17 protein-coding genes are annotated in these 22688 nt (G+C 45.3%); 5 read left to right on the top strand and 12 right to left on the bottom strand.

Annotation, left to right across the window (positions count from 1 at the left end; genetic code table 11):
• Position 1: 1 nt before the first annotated feature.
• A complete protein-coding gene (gene dinB / locus OLM56_RS13555) occupies positions 2–1156 on the bottom strand; it encodes a DNA polymerase IV (RefSeq protein WP_264527344.1) in 1155 nt (384 codons plus the stop codon).
• Between the two features lie 87 nt (positions 1157–1243).
• Between dinB and OLM56_RS13550 the strand changes: the two genes are divergently transcribed.
• The 4 genes from OLM56_RS13550 to OLM56_RS13535 all read left to right on the top strand — a co-directional run bounded on the left by OLM56_RS13550 (position 1244) and on the right by OLM56_RS13535 (position 5837).
• Positions 1244–2008: an XRE family transcriptional regulator gene (locus OLM56_RS13550; RefSeq protein ID WP_264527343.1), complete on the top strand. Its 765-nt coding sequence runs from the start codon at positions 1244–1246 to the stop codon at positions 2006–2008.
• Between the two features lie 8 nt (positions 2009–2016).
• Entirely contained in the window at positions 2017–2265 is a 249-nt protein-coding gene (locus tag OLM56_RS13545) for a hypothetical protein (protein WP_264527342.1), read from the top strand.
• A 109-nt stretch (positions 2266–2374) separates the two neighbouring features.
• Positions 2375–4288, top strand: a complete 1914-nt coding sequence (locus OLM56_RS13540) for an ATP-dependent nuclease (protein ID WP_264527341.1) — start codon at positions 2375–2377, stop codon at positions 4286–4288.
• Positions 4263–5837: a UvrD-helicase domain-containing protein gene (locus OLM56_RS13535; RefSeq protein ID WP_264527340.1), complete on the top strand. Its 1575-nt coding sequence runs from the start codon at positions 4263–4265 to the stop codon at positions 5835–5837. Before OLM56_RS13540 ends, OLM56_RS13535 begins: the two co-directional genes overlap by 26 nt.
• A 156-nt stretch (positions 5838–5993) precedes the next feature.
• Here the strand turns inward: OLM56_RS13535 and OLM56_RS13530 are convergent, their stop codons facing one another.
• The 7 genes from OLM56_RS13530 to OLM56_RS13500 all read right to left on the bottom strand — a co-directional run bounded on the left by OLM56_RS13530 (position 5994) and on the right by OLM56_RS13500 (position 17083).
• Entirely contained in the window at positions 5994–10337 is a 4344-nt protein-coding gene (locus tag OLM56_RS13530) for a hypothetical protein (RefSeq protein WP_264527339.1), read from the bottom strand.
• Positions 10338–10458: 121 nt separating this feature from the next.
• Positions 10459–12507, bottom strand: coding sequence for a type IA DNA topoisomerase (locus OLM56_RS13525; RefSeq protein ID WP_264527338.1), 2049 nt, complete (start codon positions 12505–12507; stop codon positions 10459–10461).
• A 20-nt stretch (positions 12508–12527) separates the two neighbouring features.
• Positions 12528–13931 (bottom strand): DUF3945 domain-containing protein, encoded by a 1404-nt coding sequence (locus OLM56_RS13520; RefSeq protein WP_264527337.1) that lies wholly within the window; start codon positions 13929–13931, stop codon positions 12528–12530.
• Positions 13932–14005: 74 nt separating this feature from the next.
• The gene (locus OLM56_RS13515) at positions 14006–14308 is read right to left on the bottom strand and encodes a helix-turn-helix domain-containing protein (RefSeq protein ID WP_264527336.1); all 303 of its coding nucleotides are present in this window, start codon (positions 14306–14308) and stop codon (positions 14006–14008) included.
• Between the two features lie 131 nt (positions 14309–14439).
• Positions 14440–15279, bottom strand: a complete 840-nt coding sequence (locus OLM56_RS13510; RefSeq protein ID WP_264527335.1) for an RteC domain-containing protein — start codon at positions 15277–15279, stop codon at positions 14440–14442.
• Positions 15280–15311: 32 nt separating this feature from the next.
• Positions 15312–16100 (bottom strand): helix-turn-helix domain-containing protein, encoded by a 789-nt coding sequence (locus tag OLM56_RS13505; RefSeq protein WP_264527334.1) that lies wholly within the window; start codon positions 16098–16100, stop codon positions 15312–15314.
• Positions 16101–16384: 284 nt separating this feature from the next.
• A complete protein-coding gene (locus OLM56_RS13500) occupies positions 16385–17083 on the bottom strand; it encodes a hypothetical protein (RefSeq protein WP_264527333.1) in 699 nt (232 codons plus the stop codon).
• Between the two features lie 313 nt (positions 17084–17396).
• Here OLM56_RS13500 and OLM56_RS13495 point away from each other — a divergent pair, with 313 nt between their 5' ends.
• Complete coding sequence (locus OLM56_RS13495; protein ID WP_264527332.1) at positions 17397–19085, top strand: helix-turn-helix domain-containing protein; 1689 nt, start codon at positions 17397–17399, stop codon at positions 19083–19085.
• A 14-nt stretch (positions 19086–19099) separates the two neighbouring features.
• Here OLM56_RS13495 and OLM56_RS13490 read toward each other — a convergent pair whose 3' ends face one another.
• From OLM56_RS13490 to OLM56_RS13475, 4 genes are all read right to left on the bottom strand, one after another.
• Positions 19100–20053 (bottom strand): nucleotidyl transferase AbiEii/AbiGii toxin family protein, encoded by a 954-nt coding sequence (locus OLM56_RS13490; RefSeq protein WP_264527331.1) that lies wholly within the window; start codon positions 20051–20053, stop codon positions 19100–19102.
• Positions 20054–20063: 10 nt separating this feature from the next.
• Complete coding sequence (locus tag OLM56_RS13485) at positions 20064–20639, bottom strand: type IV toxin-antitoxin system AbiEi family antitoxin domain-containing protein (RefSeq protein ID WP_264527330.1); 576 nt, start codon at positions 20637–20639, stop codon at positions 20064–20066.
• 139 nt (positions 20640–20778) lie between these two features.
• Positions 20779–21669: a bacteriophage abortive infection AbiH family protein gene (locus OLM56_RS13480; RefSeq protein ID WP_264527329.1), complete on the bottom strand. Its 891-nt coding sequence runs from the start codon at positions 21667–21669 to the stop codon at positions 20779–20781.
• A 189-nt stretch (positions 21670–21858) separates the two neighbouring features.
• Entirely contained in the window at positions 21859–22680 is an 822-nt protein-coding gene (locus OLM56_RS13475; RefSeq protein ID WP_264527328.1) for a hypothetical protein, read from the bottom strand.
• Between the last annotated feature and the right edge of the window lie 8 nt (positions 22681–22688).

Below are 22688 nucleotides of genomic sequence, written 5' to 3'. Positions count from 1 at the left end.
ATTACTGGGCTTTTGATTGACGGATGCCGCTGCCGCGCATCACGGCCCCGGCACCGAAACGATTCTTGATCCTGTCCATGGCCTGGTAGAGGGACATCATCTCCTGGGTATCCTCAAAGAGGTTGATCTGGTAGGAGCCCCGCACCAGCTTGCCAAAGCGCACCCCTACAAGGCGCAGGCTCATGCGGCGCTGGTAGAGCTTCTCGAAGGATTCCAGGACCGCCCTGGTCAGCACATGGTCTGATGAGGTGTAGGCCAGGGTCACCTGCCGGGTCTCGGTGTCAAAATTGGAATAGCGGATCTTCACCGTCACATTGGAGGTGAGCCACTGCTCGCTGCGCAGCTGGTAGGCCAATTTTTCCACCATGGCCGAGAGCACCGAGCGCAGGAAGGCAAGGTCGGTGGTATCCTGGTGGAAGGTGTCCTCGGTGGAGAGGGACTTCCTCTCGCGGTAGGGCTCCACGGGGGTGTTGTCGATGCCGTTGGCCTTCTTCCAGAGCTCGATGCCGTTCTTTCCGATCATCTCCTGTAAGACGTTCACGGGCATCTCGGCAAGGGTCTGTATGTTGCGTATGGCAATACGCGATAATAATTTGAAGGTGGTATCGCCCACCATCGGGATCTTTCGTATGGAAAGCGGGTTGAGGAACTGCTGCACCATCATCTGGGGGATCTCCAGGCTCCCCTTGGGCTTGCCCTCACCCGTGGCGATCTTGGAGACGGTCTTGTTCACCGACAGGGCAAAGCTTATGGGAAGTCCCGTCTCCCGGGTTACCTGAGATGACAATTCATTGGTCCACTTGTAGGAACCGTGGAACCGGTCTATGCCGGTGATGTCCAGGTAGAATTCGTCGATGGATGCCTTTTCCATCACGGGTGCCTTTTCCTCTATGATCTGCGATACGGTATTGGAATAGCGCGAGAAGAGCTCCATGTCGCCCTTGACCACGCGGGCCTCGGGGCAGAGGCGGAGCGCCATCTTGATGGGCATGGCCGAATGCACGCCGAACCTGCGCGCCTCGTAAGAGCAGGAGGCCACCACGCCGCGGTCACCGCCGCCCACGATCAGCGGGATCCCTTCCAAGGAAGAGTTCTGCAGCCTCACGCAGGAGACAAAAAAGGTATCCAGGTCCATATGCACAATCGAGCGTTCCATAATCCATCATTTTTGTACCGGACAAAATTAGATCATATTGTAACAAAATTGTATATATTTGCTGTTCCAAATAGTAACAATTAGCGTATGTCTCTCTTTTCCGACAACATCAGGTACCTGAGGCTCCAAAAGAAGATTTCCCAGGAAAAGCTTGCTGAGGAGCTCCAGATCACGCGAGCGCGGTATGTCAAGTACGAGTCCGGGGCCTCCGAGGCTCCCTATGAAATACTCAGGCGCATCGCCCAGCATTACCATTTCAGCATCGACCTGCTGCTCTCGGTGGACATCCGCAAGGTGGATACGGGGGGGATGATCCGCCTGGAGGACAACCGCATCCTGCTGCCCATTACCGTGGACAGGCAGGGCGAGAACGTCATCGAGATCATCCCGCACAGGGCCAAGGCCGGATACCTTAACGGCTACAGCGATCCGGAGTTCATCGAGGGGCTGCAGCAGATCTCGCTGCCCTTTATCGGCAGGGGCAAGATGAGGGCCTTCCCGATCGAGGGGGATTCCATGCCGCCCCACAACGAGGGCTCCTTTGTGGTGGGCCGCTATGTGGAGAACCTGGGCGAGATCCGCAACGGGAAGAGCTATGTTTTCCTGATGAAGGACGAGGGTATCGTATACAAGAGGCTGAGCGGGCACGAGAAGAACGGTCTGGTACTGAGCTCGGACAATACCTTCTACGAACCCTATACTGTCAGGCTGTCCGAGATCCTGGAAATCTGGGAATATGTCGGGAGCATTGCAACGAGGGATTTCGAGCCGGATACAATGGAACCACAGAGCATAAGGGAGATGCTGGCAGGGATAAAAGAGGAGATAAAGGCATTGAAGCTAAAACACTGATTGAAAAGATGAATACCACTATACGCCTGAAAATAAAAAAGGAGGTCGATACCCCTACGGCAAGAAAGATACTCAAGCTCAAGGGCAGTATCATTTCAAGCGCATTTACAGATCTTATTCATTATGATGACGCGGACGAAATTAACTATATACATTACTTCTTAACGGCTAATAGCAAAAAAAAGGAAGTAACCAATTATATACAATCATATATTCACGAAGAAGGTCTTGGAGATATCATAAGCATTACTATTTGAGGCACTTTCATCTGTCGTGTTCGAATCTCCTATGATTAAGGCGTTTATGGTTTGGAATTTGGATTAAAAATTTTATTTTTAACGAGAAAATTCTAATACCAGACCTTACATGTATATCTCTAGACTTGCAATTAGGAATTACAGGACATTCCAAGATTTTGTAATACAGCTCAAACCTTTGACTCTCATCATTGGTGAAAACAATGTCGGAAAAACGAATCTATTGGATTCTATCGGGTTGATACTCGGACAGGATATATCTTTTTTCAAAAAACGTATGCTGGAGGTTGCTGACTTCAATTATGATGTTATGTTAGAGTTCAAAAGGAAGGTTTTGGATTTTGCCATACCTATTGAGGATATTGAATTTCCAGAAATTTTTATAGAGGCAACATTAAAAGACTGGGATAAGGACCAAGAATCTGTAATTGCAGATTGGTTTAGCAATTCCGATATGTCCGAAGCCAAGCTTACCTACAGTTTTAAGCCTGTGGGTAAATTTGTCAAGAAGGAGGAACTGGAATTCCAACGGGCATTTATTAAAAAATTCATAGATGATAACGGACAGGAATGTTATCAGAATTTATCTGAAGCCGCAAGGCTGGATTTGATAAATTTTCCCATTTCAAAGTATTATTATACGCTCACTGGCGGTGCAGATGCTTCAGCTGCTGTCAATACTTACCATTTGAATCAATTGCGTTTTGAATTCCTTGATGCTTTGCGTGATGCAGGTACTGAATTGGTGGCCAGCCATCATTCAAGGCTTTTATATCGGATATTGAATTCTAAAGAAGAAAGAGAATACCAAGATCTAAAGGGGCAACTAGTAGGATTGCAGGCCGCCATTGATGATAATGCTGCCTTAAAAACAATAAAGAAAGGAATTTCTGAACAGCTGGATAAGATATCACTGGCAGTAGATGATACTACCAATCTGGTTAATCTGATATTCACGTTGCCCGACGTAGGGGACCTTCTTAAGAAGATCAGTTTGGTATACGGAGACAATCCAATAACCATAGATAGGAATGGGACGGGTAGAAATAATCTCTTGTTTATATCCTTGGTCCTATCATACATCGAAGATATTACCAGAGGGCACAGTTCTTACTTCAGGGTCGTAGGTCTGGAAGAACCTGAATCACATTTACATCCTAACCTACAGGACCACTTGGCACATAATATTGATGACCTCATAAAGAACGAGTCAAAAGATGCTTATCGTAAAGACATTCAACTGCTTATTACTTCGCATTCAACACATATTACTACAAAGATAGATTATGAAAACACTGTGGTGCTCTTTAAAGATAATAAAAAGCTAAAGGCTCATTATATCTTGGATGGCTTTAGTGATACAGCTCTTGGAAAACGGCAGATAAAATATCTCAACAAATATCTGGATGCTGTGAATACCAATATTTTCTACTCAAGCAAGATTATTCTTGTTGAGGGCATTTCTGAAAAACTTTTACTCCCTGTATTCTTCCAGCGCCTTAATAATGCCACTACCGAAAAACTGGGGTGTTGCATAGTTAATGTTAATGGATTGGCATTTAGCTATTTTCTTGAAATTATAAAAAATGGGTTTTTCCGCAAATGTCTAGTGCTCACTGATAGGGATTCTGAAACTAAAACAAAAGACAGGGCGGACAATCTTGCTGAAAAATACAAAGGCGTGGCTGATATTACCGTCGGGATCACAGAAGCAAGTACCTTTGAGATTGATCTTATCAATGCCAATACCAAAGGACAAGGAAGAAAGATACTGCTTGAAGTTATTAAGGAAGTACGTCCCAATAGTGGTAAGAAGTATTGTGAAGAATTAAAGGCCAAGCCTATCTCAGCAGAAGAATACTTCGCGCTTATAAAAGAATATAAATCTGAATTTGCCTATTCGCTCATGTTAATGTTGAGTGAGCAAAAATATAGCAAGGACAAAACATGTTTTAATGTACCTGAGTATATAGAGCGAGGTATAACTTCTTTAAACGATGACACAAAAACAGCAACAAAATAAAGCCACACTTGTCATTGCTGGCCCAGGTGCGGGGAAAACCCACAACATGGTAGAACAGATCATTTCTGAACTACCCAAATTGAGTGCGTCGCGATATATGGCAGTCATCACCTATACCAATGCTGCCCGTCAAAATATTTACCGGAGGCTCTCCGAAAGGATTGCTATACCGGAAAATTTATTTATAGGTACAATGCATGCCTTTTTGAATAGGTTTTTGGTCATTCCCTTTTCAAATTTTGGGATAGCCAATATGGGAGAAGAAAAGCTCTTCATGCAGTGTGATCTCGACGAAGTAGTAAAAAAAATGCTTGAGGTAAAGAACGACACAAAAAGAAAATCTCCAAAGGAATTGGCTGTTCTCAAATCCATAGCTAATAAGTGGCTAAATGAAAAGGGATATATTACCTATGATCAGACCATCAGTATTGCCAAGGTATGTATTGGTAATACCACAATCCGGGATATTGTTGGCAACAGGCTTCAATTCCTGTTTGTAGATGAGTTTCAGGATTCAGGGAATTCCATTTACAATATAATTGAGGCGATCCGTAAAGCAGGACTCACAAAACTTTACTGCGTAGGGGATCCAGAGCAATACATTATGAGTTATGATTCGTCGATTAAGTTTTTTAGTAACATACCAATACTCAAGGCAGCTTCCTCGACCGGCTATGATGTTTCAGTAAATACCTCTAATCATAGGTGTGCTGAAAATATCGTGACATTTCTCAATAAGTTCAATGCCCGCACATATGGCAAGGGCAGGGCAGAGTTTGTATTTGAACAGGTCAGAATAAAAAAGGAGGATACTGAGCTAAAAGGAAGCATATCTTATATTCAGGGTAAAGGTGTGGTGAAGGAAATTATAGATAAGTTCTATGAGAGGTGTGAAGCGTTGGACGTGCCGTTTTCGCAAAGATGTATTATCGCAAAAAAGAGCGAGGTCATAAAAAGGATAACTGCTGCTATAAATGATAAGTTTATGGGACCTGTCAAGGGCAGTGAAAGTAATCCTTTAAAAATGATTCAAGATACGCTGCTATCGGTTATCAGAATGAGCTCAAAGCAATATTTTGAAGTATACAATACTGATATATATGGGCTTCGCAAAGATGCTCTTAGAATACTATGGGCTATTGAAGATGGTACAATCACCAATGAGAATACGTTTGTTGTTTTTTTGCAAGATGAACTAAAACGTTCTCCAAAACAGGGCCTGCCTGTAAAAATAGAGAGCCTTAGATTTTCGATAAACAGGAACACCTCACCAGGCATTCCTGTTGTTTCTACAATACACAGTATAAAAGGGCTGGAATACGATAGCGTTCTTGTTATTGCTAAAGGGGAGGATGAGCTCAAGTTATGGTTGGAAACCCGGATGGCAGAAAGGGATAAAGTACGAACCAGGGAAACCACCGACTATCCTCGCTTAGGATATGTTGCTTTTAGCAGAGCCAAAAAGTTTCTGTGTATAGGTTGCCTGACCGAAGTTTCACGAAATACCCTTGATAAGCTCGAAAATTTGGGAGTGGATATACTTAATTAAAGAAACTCACCAATTCACATTAGGTTATTGAAGTTTGCAATTGTTATCATGATCAAAAATTTCTGAAATTCCGAAGTGTGAATGGGGGTAAATCGCTAGGAACCTTTTATAATAGCGTTCGCAAATTCGCAAGAGTGTGTCTTTTGCAAAATGATACTAGAGCTTTATTCTCAAATATGGATTTCCATAAATATGCATGTCAAGCCTTCCTTCAGCTACAAAAAATGAATTGGAGATATCTTCCTTATATTCTGCCAGTGATGCGTTTGCCAGATAGACAGCTTCAGATACTTTATATCCTTCATTAAATGCACTAAGGAAGTTTTCGAGCCAATAGGGTGTTATTGATATTTCGAGTTTCCAAAAAGGGGCAATTACAGTTTCGTAACCTAATTTGAGGATATCATGACTGAGTGAAAGTATACTATTGGAAAGTATGTCATCGTTTGCCACGCCTGAATTACAAATAAAAAGGATTGCTACCCTGCCTGAACCGAATAGATAGTCGGTATGCCTTATTGCGCTCTCTGCCTTATGATTAGTATATATTCCCTTAAAACTTCTTAGATTTAGCTCTCCATGAGCCAAGAATATATTCACATCAGTATTTATCTTTTCAGTGATTTGCCTTTGGGTAATGATTTTGGCGCCCATTTTTTGTAAAATCGGCTTTATTTTATCATAACTAACCAGAAGAGAACCATCCTGATCTACAATAGGAATCCATGCTGTAGAGCTATACTTGGGAGATAAGAGACTATTTCTATTTGAATTGATTAGGTATTCGAATGAAATTATGTTCGTTACCGGAACTCTTGAACTGATGAAGTCCAGGTTGTTTTCAATTAGATTTGTAGGGAATTGTACAAGATCGATGCTGCTACAGTAAAAGATTTCCTTATAGTTCTGTGTCAAAGACAGTTCGGTAAATGAAAGGGCATCCAATAACTTCTCATAATGCTCTTCCTGTTCTCCCAAGCTGGAGTAAAGATGGCCTTTGTAATAAAAACTGTCTTTGTTTTTCAACCAATCAGTCATTTTCAACCAATCCCAATCAGGCAATTCTCTAGTATTTACTGTAGCTTCATGGTTAATGGTCAGAATGTATATTCTATCATTTATATTAAACAGCCAAATGAATAGTTCATCTTTTTCCAGTTTGATAGAATTGATGATATAATCCTTATAGGCCGATAACTTATATATAATCTCTTGGCCAGGATCAATAACTGAACTTATTTTATAGCTGTCCTTTGGATATTCATTATTATAGTTAGCTGAATTATCATTAAGTACCAGACTGCAAAGTAGAATTCCCTCGACATCATTGTCTATGATTGAATTTGACAGCAGCCTTTTTGCAGACATTTCAAGTTGTTTTATTTCAAACTGAAAGTCATCCGAATCATATGTCTCAAAGGCTCCGTTTAGTGACTTGATAAAATCATTTTTTAAGTCTACCGTGTCAAAATGCTTTTTTTTCAGGACTTGATATTTCTCTTCCGATATTTCTTTTTCAAGATCCAGGATAATAACATCGATTTCCTTATCAAAACCTTCAAAACCTTCCGAATGTATCCTTTTGATATTATATAAGTAATTAAGCCATGGAACAATTGCTAAAGAGCCATATTTTTTTATCGATTCACGGTGCTTCTGCAAATATTGAAGTGCATCATCTATAGCTGATGTGTGCCTGTCTACCCTTATCATATTGGCTTGAAAGTATACTAAGGCTATTTTTTGATCATCATATTTGTTTAGTTTGAACATTTCTCTTGACTCCATTAGGGTATCCATCATGTCGTACAGATGAAATGTCCTGAAGTATTTTAGAGAAAGGGTTAGGAGATCGACCGCTACATAATACTTTGTTTCTGTGAACACTGTCAGCGATATGTTGTAGAGTGTACCATATATTGAGGCGTAGTAAGGATTTTCCTGTTCAGTAAAGCATTTGTACAGGAGTGACCAGCCCATATAATGTTTCTTTTCAGGAATTGCAATTGCTAGGACTGATTCCGCAAAATTCCTTGCCCTCTGGAACTTACGGTTGAAGTTTAAGAGTGATACATAATTGCTGCAGGCTTGGGTAAATTCAAAATCTAAATTATATTTTCGACGTAAAGCATTGAGGATTATGATCTGGAAGTGAAGCGTATCAAGCTGGGAATCATCAAGTTCATTTACAGTCATAAGCGAGAGTACGTCAATGGCCGAAGAGACGATCTTTTTTTCTTCCTGTTTTGTAAGATTACCTTCCGGTATGCATAAGTCAAAAGAAATTCCCGAAGGATATTCCGAGATTATTTTCTTGAGGATTTCTAAAATTTCATCGCTTTGGTAGGACAGTCCTTTGAATTTTTTATCAGGCCTTATTTTAGCAAATGATATATTGCTCAACGCCTTCTGTAAAAACAATATCATGTGGGCGAAGCCCTCGAAATTAGATTGACTTAAAATACTATATAGTTCGGTGCGATATAGCGTAATGCTATATTCGTTAAAAGCTATCGTATGCAATATATTGTTGATGTAATAGGCTATTGCTTCATCGGTAATTGTAAATCTTTTTTTTTCAAAATCAAGATATTTCTTATTTTCCAGCATAGTTTTGACTATCCTTATCTCGCTTGCGACAGTACTTTCTGTCTCCACAAGATCGATGCTTTCAGTAATGATTTCGGGAACAGATCCTTTGAATGACATTGGGATTTCCTTCCAGACCAGCTTGCTATAAATGGAACTTATCTGGGGAGGGAAATTAATGAATTGAAGAAAATTTTGATTGAAATCGTTTTCATCACGATAATATTGTACGGTCGCAAACTCATTTGCATGGTGTATTTTATTCCCTTCCATGATAACTTGGGCACGGCCAAATGAGCCTTTGGTAAAATAGTTTGCAAGCATTTGAATGTCTACAATATGCACATTATCCATGCTTAAGGAGGAAAGACACATGTGATGCGAAGCAATCAATGGAATTATCTTTTCATTCTTAAATTCCTTAATGAGCCTGTCAATATATTTATTAAAATCGATTACCCTTTCTGCCAAATTAGAAAGAACTTTGTTTAAGTCTATAGAAATAACAGGATGTTCGAAATATACAGGTTCTATCAGTACATAGTAATCTCTGAGCTTATAGAGGAGATGTCTTTGAGACAGGATGTCAGATGCAACCAGTTCGATTGTATCAATCTCTTCAAATGCATATCCCTTCTTGGTTTTTAGTAACTCATAACGGATAGTATCTCGCAATAAAAGCTCATTTTCTGCGACGCCATACCCAGCGTAACGAAGCACTTCTTCAAAAATAAGCGTGTTATTGGGACTATTTAAGGCAGACAAAGTGAAGTAATAATAGCCATTATGCTTGATGAAGGGCTTTCTCCACGGAAATGGACGATTCTCTTGAGAAGTTATGGCATCAAGAACAAGCTTTATCTGTACAACTTTCAGCGATGTAATGCCGGCGAGATAATTTAAGAAAATTTCTTCACTGATCTTATAGGGAATTTTATTTGTAATTAGACTCTTCCTACCCTCGTTAAGGCATTTTCTGGGAAGCTGTACTATAGCTTTGAGAATCCCGTTGATATCCAAGAGGGTGAGGCCTTTGTAAAAATCAAACTTAATCCCGCTGTAAAAATAGTATTTGCCAATATATGATGCATCATAGAGAAAATCATCCTCACTCTGAAATGCGTTTTCAATGGACGGCCTTAATGCACCATCGTACACTTCTAGTTCTTTTAGCCTGTTTTTTTTTACTTTCTTCTGCAAGTATCTAGAGTGTAGGAAAATAACACATTCCTGAATCGTTTTGTCCTTTCGGATTTCACCGCAACGTCTTATCAATTCAATTTCCTTCAGGCCGGGTATTATCTTTGCCTTCTTGGAATCTTTTGACCATTTCACAGCTGCGTTCTCATAAATTATCTGGTCATATAAGTATTCAAGATTCAGTATATGCATTGCGGAAAACCACATTCGATCATATAACGAATGCTTGTCAATTTTAGAAGTTTTATGCTCTTTTCCATCTTGAAAATTTAATTTTTCAATTAGGGATTGAAGGTAAGCAGTAATATCGGCTGCAACTTCCACAATTGAGCTGATGGAATGCTCATTTCCCATTTTGTCCCGATATTTGGCAAATTCAGTATCTTCAACCGTGATTATCAGCGAGGGAAACATCTGCCTTGTGAGCTCAGGGATAGCCAATAGTGTTTTGTTGTTGGCCTGACAGTAGATAAAATCAAATAACTCATCTCTATTTAAGCAAAGCTCATCAATGCTTTTTAAAATGAGATCTGTATGCTTAATGAATTCCCTATTGCAAAAATGTAAGAAATCTATAATATCCTGTTCCTTTTTTGAAACTGAGCTTTCCTTTTTTTTGTACCATTCCGACTTATATGTATCTGCAAAAGGGTTTGCATCGGCTTTTACCATAAGGAAATGTAATTCAGGGGATATTAAAGGTCTTTTCATAGGTACTTTAACTTGTTATTCACTGTCTAAATGTCTGAATTTTAAAAATGTTATTCAAACTTTTCTAGGACTTATTAAACTACAAATCCTTTCCTGTAAATACGAATCTCAACCTATTTTATTAGTCAAATTTGAATAAAACCTTTGCATGGTTGCTAAGATAAAGGTAAGCATCAAATTTCTTTCCCGAATTACTTTGCATACCAGTGATTAAAGAGGTCCTTCCATTTGTAATCAAGCTTATGATTTCCTCAATGGAGATCTGAACTTTACAGACCATCCTAAACTGTATCCATCCGCAGGCAATATCAGGACACTTGACGATTTTGTTGGTGAAGATCAGGTTGTGCCCCTTGCATTTTGGACACGGGAGCTGAGGATATTGATTTCCCACAGATGTAATTCCTAAAAGTTCTGAAGTGACAGCTCTGGCATATTCCTCAATATCCTTTTGGAAGGTATAAGGACTGGTCTCGCCATTCTCAATAGCCTTGAATGCCAATTCCCATTGCGCAGTCATTGCCGCATCGGCAATCTTCATATCGTGTACCCATTGATATACCTGTAGCCCCTTTTCGGTTGGAATGAGCTGCTTCTTTTCCTTTCGGATATATTCTCGGGAGAACAGGGTCTCTATTATGGCCGCCCTTGTGGCGGGCGTTCCCAGTCCGACGGCCGCAAGGGAAGGATTATCAGGCAGCTTTCCTGCTGATTCCATGGCCTGCAATAAGGACGCCTCGTTGTACAGGGCAGGGGGGACTGTCTTTTTGTCCAAGACTTGTACGCTGCTGATCTTTATCTCATCACCTTCCTTAAAAGTGGGCAGCGACTGAAGCTCTTCAGTACTTTCCGAAAGGCTGCCGCTTAAGGCGCGCCATCCGGGCTGAAGCACCTTGGCGCCCCGTATGGTGAAGTCGTGGTGCCCAACCTCGAGCTGTATGTTCTGCATCTCCTTATGGCAGGGCTCGGCCAGTGATTCAAGAAGCCGCATGGCAATCATGTCGTACATAGCATTTTCCCGTGCCGACAGTGCAGTGGGAATCTTCTCGGTGATGAGCAGCCCGTGGTGGTCGGTTACCTTCAGGTCATCGACGATCCGCCTGTTGAGACGGCTAGGGTTTGCCTTTGAAGCAGCCGTGCGGCAAGATAGCCTTTCTGCCAGCAGGCGTATAAGGGCAGGGACCTCGGGCCAAAGGTCTTCGGTGATATGGCGGCTGGCGGTCCTTGGATAGGTGATGAAGCGTTTCTCGTAGAGTGACTGTGCGATCTCAAGTGTTTCCGAAGCCGAAAGACTGAGGGTACGATTGGCCTGTTTCTGCAGGCCGGTGAGGTCAAAAAGCAGGGGAGGCTGTTCGGCGACTGCCTTGATATCGACGGATTTCACAAAGGCCCTGCCGCCGCGCTCTATAATCCTGAGTGCGGCGAGGGCCTCCTTGCGGTCTTCCCATTTCTTTTCCGAGAGGCTGGTAAAATCCGTATATTCCTTGCGGTGTTGCAGCTGCAGTTGCCAATAGTCCCTGCTGGCAAACTCCCTGTGTTCCTGATACCGCAGGCAGATCATTGCCAGGACCGGGGTCTGTACACGCCCAAGGGAGTAGGTTCCCTCGCCGGCGCGCAAGGAGAGGGCCTGCGAGGCATTGATGCCGATGACCCAGTCGGCATGGCTCCTGGCCATGGCCGAGAGGTACAGGCTTTCAAACTCCTTTCCGGGTCTGAGCTCCTGCATCCCCTTGCGGATAGCCTTCTCGGTAAGGGAGCTTATCCACAATCTCTCGAAGGGCTTGCGGCATCCCAGGTGCTGGTAGATGTACCTGAAGATCAATTCCCCCTCGCGACCTGCATCGGTAGCCACGATGATGCTCTGGCACTGGCCGATGACACCGGCTATAACCTTGAGCTGGGAGAGGGCGGAAGGGTCCGCCTCATAACCCTTTGGCGTCTTTATCCTGCGTGGTGTGAGGAGAAAAGGGTCGGGCAGGATGGGCAGGTTCTCTTCCCTGAATCCAACTATACCGTAATCTTCCGGCATGGCCAACCCAACCAGGTGCCCGAAGGCCCAGGTCACCAGGTACCCATTGCCGGAGATATATCCGTCCTTCCTTTCCCTGGCGCCCACCACGGCCGCGATTTCCCTCGCCATGCTCGGCTTTTCTGCTATGATTGCTTTCATTCGGAATCGGTTTTTAAGGGTTACATCTTCCTTCCCTTGCGGGCAGGAGTCTGCTCTTCCTGCTGTTTTTCAGTCTCGAGTTCCTGCTGGCGCGTATTGAGCGGTTCCTTTAGGGCCTTGGTGGCTTCATTGGTCTTGCCTTCCGAGTTGACCGCCACCTGGGTCTTGCTCTCTTCAGCCGGGGTGACCTTCTGTGCCTTGTCCGGGTTCTGGAAAGAGAAGTCCGTCTTGCCCGTTTCCTTGCTGAAGGTGATGTATCCATTGTATTCCTTACCCTGCCTGTCGATAAGGCCGGGAACGTATATGGTCTGGCCCTCCTTGAACTTGCCATACTGCTCGTTGGTCAGTTCCCTGTCCCTGAAGATCCTCGGCGCGGTAAGATCCTGTGCCTTGGCATTTGACGGATTCCTGTCGAATTGGAACTCGACATAGCGCTTGTCGGCATTGAACTGCACGCTGGCATCAAAGGGCTCGCCCTTTTTTGAGATCATCCCTTCCAGGTGGATGGCTTTTCCTTCCAAGAGTGCCTGTTTCTGTGAATCGTCCAGCTTCACGCCCTTGATCTCCTCGGGTATCCGCATCCATTCGGCGCGGCAGGCCACCAGCTCGTTGGTCATGCGGTCCACGCTTACCACCGATGGATAATATTGTGCGTCCCTTTGGTTGTAGAGATCCACGACCCTTCCCATGTTTCCGGTGCTGAGCAGGTTCTGCTTGTCCTCAGTTGTGAACTCGTGCCCGAAAAAGGAATAGTTGAGGTTGGGTTCCCTGCGGATGCCGTGCATGGCCACCACGATCTCGCCCGAGTCGTTGGGCTGGAGGGAGAGCCTGGCATCCATGCGCACCACGGCATTCCCCATGGTGAGGGTGAGGGGCACCAGCTCGTTGGTCTTGTAACCTTTCAATAGGGGTTCAAGAAGGTTCAGCTTTTCAAGCCTGTCACGGTCAAGTCCCATCGAAGCCAAAGCCTCCCAGTTGACCTGTTCGGGCTTGTAGCGCAATTCTGCTGCATCTGCATTTCTTTCTGTTGTTTCCATAGTATCCTGATTTAAATTATTTTTTTCTTCTGCAAGTGAGGGAATGCTGATCTGGTTCAGCGGCATTATAGCGGTGGCGGCCTTCTCCAGTACCCTTGAAAGTAGCGGCGCCATTTCAAAAGCCAGCTTTTTGGGTACCACGAAAAAGGAAAACCTCGTTGGATTCTGCAGCTGGCTCATGAAATTGGAAAAAAAGTTGGAGAACAGGTCCCCGCCGCGGTCCACGGTAATAAAGCGGGCAGTATTTTTTCTCGAAGGCGCCACCGTTTCCATATGTCCTTCAGGGGTAATCCGGCTCACAGCCCTGACCTTTTTCTCGTGCTTGTCCATCACCAGCAGGGTTTCCTGTCCTTCTGCCGTATCCTTATTGTCTGCCTCCGTTGCCATCTCTTTTTATTTTGGTGCTAATGTATTCTATGCCAAGCGCCAGAATTGCGCCTGGCAGTCCAGGTCGCCTTTTGTCACCCGCGGTCCACCTTGCGCGATTCGCTGAATCCGTCCCGGATAAACTGGTGCACATCGGAGAGCTTGTAATAGATCTTGCCGCTGATGGTATAGTAGGGAAGCTTTCCGCCAGAGCGGTAGCGCTGCAGGGAGCGGGAACTGATCTTGAGCATCTGCAGGAGATCCTGGTTGTCAAGGAGCTCCTCGCCATCTATGGCATTGCGCTGCTGGGAGGTCTTGGCGATATTCTCGCCAATGATATCAAAGCGGTCCATGATCCGCTCCATCCATGCAATAAATTCGGTCCTGTCAATATTCATGGCCATATGTTTTAAGTTATGGGCCAAAATTCCAAAATGCCGATGACAGCATCTGCCAAGTCCTGCCAATGGGCAACCAAATTTTAACAAAAAAGCAGCACCGAAGTGCTGCCATGATCTGTTCTCCCGACCTAAAGTTCCCTGTCCATATATTCCTCCAGCGAGGACTTGAGCTGGTCGATAAAAAGCGTACGCCTGCCGGCCCTGTCCTTCATCCTGTGGAAGGCATGATGGATGTCGCCCAAGGGGATGCGGAATACGGACTGGAGTACCATGCTGACCCTTCGCAGCCCCACCTTTCCATCGGATATGGCTCCAGAGGTATGCAGTGCGTAAATGAGCTCAATCAGAGCATTCTTGGTTCCGGTCCAGCAGATATCAGCCGCTGCGTGCTGGCCTTCCAGGGCCTGCTCCGGACTCGCCCTTGCAAGCAGGTAGCCGTACAGCAAGTCTGCGGCAATGATCCGCGCCGCCTTGTAGTCATAGTAGGTGGAGAAACGCGGGTCTATCTCAAAAAGATAGCTGTTGAGCCCTACGGACTGTTCCAGGTTGCCAAGACGGAAGTAGACCGCATCAAGGTCCGTCCTTCCCGATCGGTAATACCTGTAGAATTCGGAATCGGCCAGGTGCTGCTTGAATTCTGACTTGAGGCGCTGGAGCTGCGCCGCAAAGAACTTATGGTACATCTTTCCAAGGCGGAAGGGGCAGGAGATTTCGATCCTGTATACCTTGTTGTAGAAGATGAGCCGCCCCAGGACCTGGGGCTTGACCTTGCGGAAGAATTCTATCTCCTGGCGCGGGTCCTCAAACCCCTTGCGGAAGATATGTTCCTTGAGCTCCTGGAGCGCTTCCCTCAGGAATGCGGCCATCACATACGACTGGCCGATACTGTCGGGCCCGCCCAGGATCACCTCCTGTTCCTTGGAGCTGACCCTGACAAGCATGTCTTTGTAAAAGGCAGATTGTACCATAGGCGTCTTTTTTCAATTTCTCTGTCTTGCCATCACCTGCCCAGCTGTGCGCGATAGCACAGGGGAGTGGTGCCGGTGAGCCTTCTGAAAAACCGTTGGAAGACTGCCGGATGGCTGAAGTGCAAAAGGTCGCTGATCTCGGTGATATTGTACGCAGGATCAGCCAGGAGCTGTCTCGCCTCATGGACCAAAAAGCAGTCCAGGCAGCCCTTGGCCGACAGGCCTGTGCCTGATTTTGATGTCCGGTTCAGGTGCGAGGGAGTAACATGCAGGGCCGATGCATAAAAACCCACGGAATGCTCCCGGCGTATGTTTCTGTAAACAAGCCCCAGGAAGCCTTGTATGAGCAGGGAACCATGAAAATGGCGAAGATCGTTGTTTGCCAGATAGTTTTCCACTGCCAATCCGAATATGAGATCCAGAAGGCCTGGAATAAGCCCTTCACTGCAGAGCCGCTCTTCCTGGCAAAGGACGGCACTCCTCATCAGATTTGCCATAAGGGCTTTGCCGTGATCGAGCCGCACCGAAATCCCGCGTAGCCTGGCAAGCCACGCAAGACGGCTTGCAGGAAATCCCACATGCGAAGCCAAGATGGCCGTGCCCCTTATATTACCTGCTGTCCTGAAGGCATATTCCGTGCTGACAGGGACCGCCATGAAATAGCCACTATCTATTGTATATTGCAACCCGTCTGCCCGAAGTTCCACCTTTCCTTCACGGACCAGAATGACCAGGATCTGGGAAGCAGGACTAGGGACGGAATGGATTTCTCCGCTATCGTTCCGGAGCTTGTGTATGGTAAATTTAGGCTGGTATTGCATTGCAGAAATGACAATTATGGGTTAGTACCTTGGCGGTGGCCTGTAGTAGCAGGCAAGGAGCGCGATAAGGCTTGCCGAGAGATTGGTGGTGGCTATTGCCAGAAGGACCAGCGTCTGGGCCCTGAACTCACAGGAGGTGATGCCTCCGTTTCCTTGATAGCGTATCATCTCGTCGACGGAGAGTAATTCCCAGATCAGGATCAGTCCCAGGATATTAAGGAAAAGCAGCAGCAGGGATGCTAAATTCCTGGATAGTGGCCCGCTGCCGCTTTTCACTGGCATTGCTAATCAGTGGGGTTCTTGTAGTGCTGGATCATGCCTGCGGTAAGGCTGAGCCTGAGAGCATAGGGCGTCCCGTGCTGGGCTCCCCTTGCGGCGGCGACTATATTTCCTACCGAAGTCTCCCAATCCTTGTCCTTCCTCTCTTTTCCGTACAGCAGGGAAGCCTCTGTAATCGAAAGGACCGTAAGAAGGATTTCCTTGTCACCGGGTGTAAGGGCAGTGTCTGCCTGTGCATTTGGCAATGCCGAACCCACCAAGACCAATTGTGCGTCCCTGTCGTGGATCGCCTGGAATTCCTGCAGGAAATCGGTCAGGAATGTGACCGCTTCGGCAGACAGGTCTGAAAAAGGCAGCCAGTTCTTGTAGAAGGGCATCGGCTCCTGCACTATGGTTGATGCCAGTCCGGCCGGATTGCCATCCCCGCAACCCGAAACGGGAAAGCCGTGGTGCTGCATCCTTGCAGCGACCGTGCTGTCAATTTCGGCAGGGCTGGTAGGTACCGGCAAAGGATGCAACAGGAGCTCGTCCAGTATGAGGTTGTGCGTGGTACCTATCGTACTATGGCTCGAAGTTCCTGTTGAAGAGGCCATTTTCAGGGTGGTATTTTCTTGATGTTGTCCTGCCTGAGGCTCGTCCTGCGAGCAGGACAAGATGATTGCTGCCATCAGCGGCAACAAGGCTACGGGAAATATTTTTTTCATGATTTAGGTTTAAAATGTTACTGATTCCTCTCTCAGTCCATTTACCCGGGTAAGCTGAATCTGATGGCCACGATGGCCCGTTTCGCTTTTGAATTCCCGACAAAGCTAAATGCATGAAAAATGGCCCGCAACCCGCCGGCTGTGGCTTTGCATAATATCGGCTGTGGATTTTATGAAAATCAACAGGGCATTCTAATGTTAATTTTTAGATTTCTAGTTACTTAATCAGTATATTTGGTTAACCCCAACCATACAGAAAATCCTACGTTTACTATTGCGCCCTTGCAAACCTTACCTACTGTAGCTCCTTCAAATGGTACTAAAGAATTTGATTGCCCTTTTGCTCTGCCTGCTTGCGGCCTTTTCCCATGCAGCGGGGCCTCCGTCATACCGGGACAGCCTTTCCCAGAAGTCCTTCGATTACCTATTCGACAATATTGAGCTGCATGCCAAGAATGCGCTGCTGCGCGAAACCTACCTCAAGGCTTTTATCGATAAGGCAAAGGGCGAGAAGAACTGGGACGAGATCGTCTACGGCTACAAGAATTACATCCATTACAGGGATGGAGAGGAAAAGGTCGCCTATGCCGACAGCATGGTCAGCGCGGCATTGCAGTCGGGCCAGAAGAGGCTGATCGGAAGCGCGTACCTCTCGAGGGGAATTGCCTTTTACGGGCTCAAGCGCCACAATGAGGCGCTTGACAACTACCTCAAGGCAGATGGGTTTATCTCGGCTACCGATGACCAGTACCTCAAGAGCAAGACCACTTACAACATCGCCCATCTCAAATATTACCTTGGCTTTTATGAAGATGCCATACTGTTGTTTGAGAAGTGCAGGATTTTCTTCAGGGACCATAATGCAAGAGCCTACCTCAACACGCTGCATTCCCTGGCTCTGTGCTATAACATGCTCGGGGACTATGGTACCTGCGGCAGCTATATCAGCCTTGGCCTGAAGGAGGCCGACCGGCTGGAAAACCATGAGATGGATTCCTACTTCCGGCATACCTCGGGTGTAAACAATTTTTTCCTTCGCAACTATGCCACTGCCATATCAGAGATCAAGTCTTCTATGCCCGCAATACAGGAAAACAATGATTTCGGGAACATTGCGGTAGCGCACTTTTACATAGGCAAGAGCTACTGGGCGCTTCGGAAAGAATCCCTGGGGCTTCCACACTTGAAGGACGTGGACAGGATTTTCCGGGAGCAGGGCTACATGAGGCCCGACCTGAGGGAGAACTACGAGCTGCTGATGCGGTACTATAAGAAGAATGACAATGCCAAGGCAGCACTCTTCTATGTCGACCAGCTGCTCAAGGCCGACAGCGTCATCCGATCTACGCAGTCGTATCTCTTTGAGCGGATGCACAAAGAATACGATACAAAGGAGCTGATGGAAGAACGCCGAAAGATACAGGAAAAACTGGACAGGCAGGACCGCAATGAGAGCTACCTTATTGTAACCATCTTCTTAACTGCAGCCGCCGCTGTCATTATTGTGGTGCGGCACCGGCGCCAGCGCAGGGACTGGCAGCGAAAATTCGAGCAGCTGATGGAGCAGAACGACGCAACCCAAAGGAGGCAGAGTACCAAGGAGTCCAGGGACCAGACGGACATAAGCAGGGAAGCGCTCGACAAGCTCATTCCACAGCTGGAGAAGTGGGAGCGCGACAAGAAGTTCCTGGATAAGGACCTGAGCCTTGCACGGCTGGCGGCCTCTTTTAAGACCAATACGACCTATCTTTCCGGTGCCATTGCGCAGGAGAGAGGCAAGAGGTTCACGGAATACATCAACGATCTGAAGATAGATTATATCACGGCGGAACTGAAGCAGTCAAGAAAACTGCGGGAATACAATAATGGCGGGCTGGCAGAGGAATGCGGCTTCACCAGCACCCAGCGCTTTGTCAATGCCTTCAAGGCAAGGAATGAATTGTCGCCCACCTTTTTCGTCGAGGCACTCAAGAAGAAGCTGGAGGAGGAAGATGCCTCATGAGCAAAGATAAAAAGTTAGAAACGGGACAGGTCTTTCTTTATCCTGGCCAGCAGTTCATCAAACACAGGCTGTCCCTTGTAGTATAGTGCGGCTGTTCCAACATACTGCGTTTCGTAAGCGGCTCGCAGGGAAGGTTCTTCCAGGAGGAAAGCCTGGTTCTTGGCAAGTGGTATTTCAAGGTCCTGCTTGGGAAAACGCTCGGCCTTGTGTGCATTATATAGCTTTGTCCCAATGAAGCTGTCTACGTCGGGATGCTCCAGCAGGCATGCCACGTCGTAGTACTGGCGTAGCAGGTTGGGACGGATCATGCCGTCGGACTGCTGCTGCCTGAATTTGGTTGCTATGGTCTGTAATTTCTCCACGAAGGTGTATCCGGGATGATAGCAGGCGATCTCCATAGCCCTGTTGTCAGTTATAGCAATGCCAGGTGTAGCAATAGCCTTGTCATATGCCCAAGACGAGATCGTTACAAAGGTATTCGGTGTGACCGTATCAAAGCCCGCTTCCAGCAATATGCCATCCTTTAGTCCGGGAACGCTGCCTGTAACGCTTTCATAGATCAGACGTATCCCGCCGCTGCGGTAATAACGCTGGTCATCAAATGCTGTGTCGCGTTCCACGGCAATGATGCCCTCAATGGAAATTGTAGCAGCAAGCCAGTCGTAATAGTCCTTACGAGAAGCTATATGCGTATCTTTTATCTTTTTCGGATTGACCTCTACGCTGTGTCCTTCAGGCGGCATGATGCGGATGTCTATATCCTCGGAAAAGCGGTGGATGATATTGTAGCCTTTTGAAAGCGAAGTACCGCCCTTGAGTTCAAAGGCGAAGCCCAGCTGCTTCAGGCCATAAAGCACGTGCATGATCCAGTAGTCCTTCTCAATAAGCTGTGGAAGGATTCCCGTCTCACTAGATAGGATGGAAAGCAAATCTGGGAAATCCTTGTACTGGTGCAGATAGGTAGTCATGGTATAAGAATTAAAGAGACAGGAGAGGAGCAAAGACCTTCTTGGCCCTCACACCTCCATAAGACCTTACGGCCTGTTTTAGCTTTACCGCATCCATAGAAAGAGCCCTGCTTTGCACCTGGCGCATAACAAGTTCAGGATCTTCGGCAAGGTTCCCTATGTTATTTACAAGGTCCACCAGCAGGAATTCCGGAGTTGCCTTTTTTGGGAATCGCGGCTTGGCTACAAAACTGAACCTGGTGCTGCCCAACTCAAATTCACCATGCCTTTTGTGATTGTAAACGACCCTCTTATTGTAGAGCTGCGTAGTGCCGACTCCCAAGGAGTTGTAGTCGTTCGGGGAAGTTATAAGGAAATCCTCATCCTTGAGGAAGGATCGTACCAAGACAGCATCTTCCGGAGGAACCGGACCGAAGGCCGACTGCTTCGGAAAATGGTACAACCCCTGGGAAAGCTTTACCAAGGTACCTTCTTTAACAAGCTCTGAAAGGTGCCTGTCCACAGCGCTGGAAAATTGTGCAAGATCGGCCCTGCGGTAAACGTTTCCGCGCTTCAGGTTATTCTGCATTTTGCCCATCTTCTTCATAATTAAGTCCTTTCGATAAAACGAAGGTATCAAATATCACTCCGAATTGCAAATATTTTTATGTAAAATTCATGCATTTAGATTAAAGTTTAATTTGCAAAATTTTTCCCTAATAAATTATTACAACCAGAACAAACTACTATCGCTGTAGCTCTTCAATTTTTATTGGGGTGATATTCCTCTCAGGAATTCCAATGGATTTCAAAATTCCAACTGGTTTATCCTTGTCTCCGAAATACGAAACTTTCCACTTACAATCAGGACTAACAAAGTCAACAATTCTTTCAAAATAGGGAAGGTCAACAGCTGATAGAGAATGCCCCAATACTATTATTTCATCGATATTGGAAAGACTGCGGAAAAAATTTTCGTTTTCTGAAATAATTGTAGGTGTATCCTTGTAGGTGTTTTTGAAATAATTATCCAGTATGACATTACCTTCCATGACGCGTACGTCATAATCTTCCATTTCTCCATCACTTTTATAATTAGAAAACGACTCTTCGGCACTCAGTTCTCGGCTGTGCCCTAAAATAATCTCCGACTCCAAATTAACTGCCTTGTTATGGATATAAAGGATTCTATCCTCTGGTATGCTATAACATAGTTGCAATGTTTTGGTATAATTAAACAATAAGTAAGTGGCGTCTTCAGGAAGCAATAACTTTCCTTCGGATGGAATTTCAAGATCAAGTATCCATGCAATGAATGCATTCCGCAAATCAACAGTGACCAAATCAATAGCTCGCTGCATCTCATATTGATAGTTGTGGTGTCCGGCATCACTCCAGTCCTCAGCGCCATAGTCGTCGAGATATTGGGCTGCATCTTCCACAATCTTGTCTGTGTCGATCAGTGCCAAAGTAGCTTCAAAATCGGACCAAAGCTCATCCTGAACAAAATATTCCTGCAGTGCTGCATAGAGGGAAGGATTAGAAGCTTTGACGTAAGCTTCAAAATCTGAATATCTTGATGGAATCCCGTGAAAGATGTCGAATCCATTTCCAATTATAAAAAGCTGCTTATTCATAAGATTTCCAGATTGATAGATGACTTTAAGATATAATAAAAATGCAGCCTGGATTTGCGCCAGGACCTCCCACTTAGAGATGGGCGTGCTATCTATTTACACTACTATTGCATTTTGAATTCCCTAATGGCAGCTTGCGGCTGCCAGACACCTCGACCTCCCCATTTATGTTATCAAAGTAGTGGAGAGCTAGGGAGTTGCATCTGTACCAGGCTGCTTTTGCGCGCCATCTAATATCTTACCGTTTTCGGAATTTGCTCTTTCAAAATTTTCATTCCGCCATTCGATTTGGTCGGCATTTTTATTTTGAACGAACTCCCGACCGTAAATGTACAATTTTTCCTGAATAACGCTTCCAAAAAGCACTGCATTTCCCTTACGGTACAGTCCTACTATCTGGGGTGCGCCCCCTGAAAATTTATCCTTGATATTTCTCAGTGTACTTACAAAACATTGATATACACCTCTGCTTGTACGATATTCGTTGTGTCTTGGATTTTCATAAGGGAGATAGTTTTTGTCAAATTCCTCTGAACCGGAACCTCCGCTGAAAACTTTTCCCGACACAGGGGGCAGATCAATTTCTTTATAATCAAATGTCCTTGTTTTGTAGTTGTGAATATATTTGAATAAATGAAAGTCATCTGCTATCCTTGTACCATAGATTATTGTAAAGTTTTGATTGAAAGCAACCGTGGGGTAGTACTTGACTGCTTCACTTATGAAATCAGCGATTTTCTTTGATTTTGCTGTGCTTGTCTCATTGTCTGAAAAAAACAGGCCATTGTCAATTTGTGTTATTAATTGGCTGACAAGATTGGAGGGAAATAATACATCACCGCAAAAGCCAAAAATTTCAGGAGCGTTTATACATCGAAAGACTTTTACACCATTATCATATTTGCCAAGATTTCCCCAACTGTATCTGCTGTCAGAAGCAAGATACAGTGAAGCAATCTTTTTTTCCGATTTTTTATCGTCTACACCTATCCAGGAAACTATTAGAGTCATAATGTAAG

The organism is Flavobacterium sp. N2550 (assembly GCF_025947265.1).
In the GTDB taxonomy this organism is placed as follows: Bacteria; Bacteroidota; Bacteroidia; order Flavobacteriales; family Flavobacteriaceae; genus Flavobacterium; species Flavobacterium endophyticum.
This window is presented reverse-complemented; position numbering and strand designations above follow the sequence as displayed.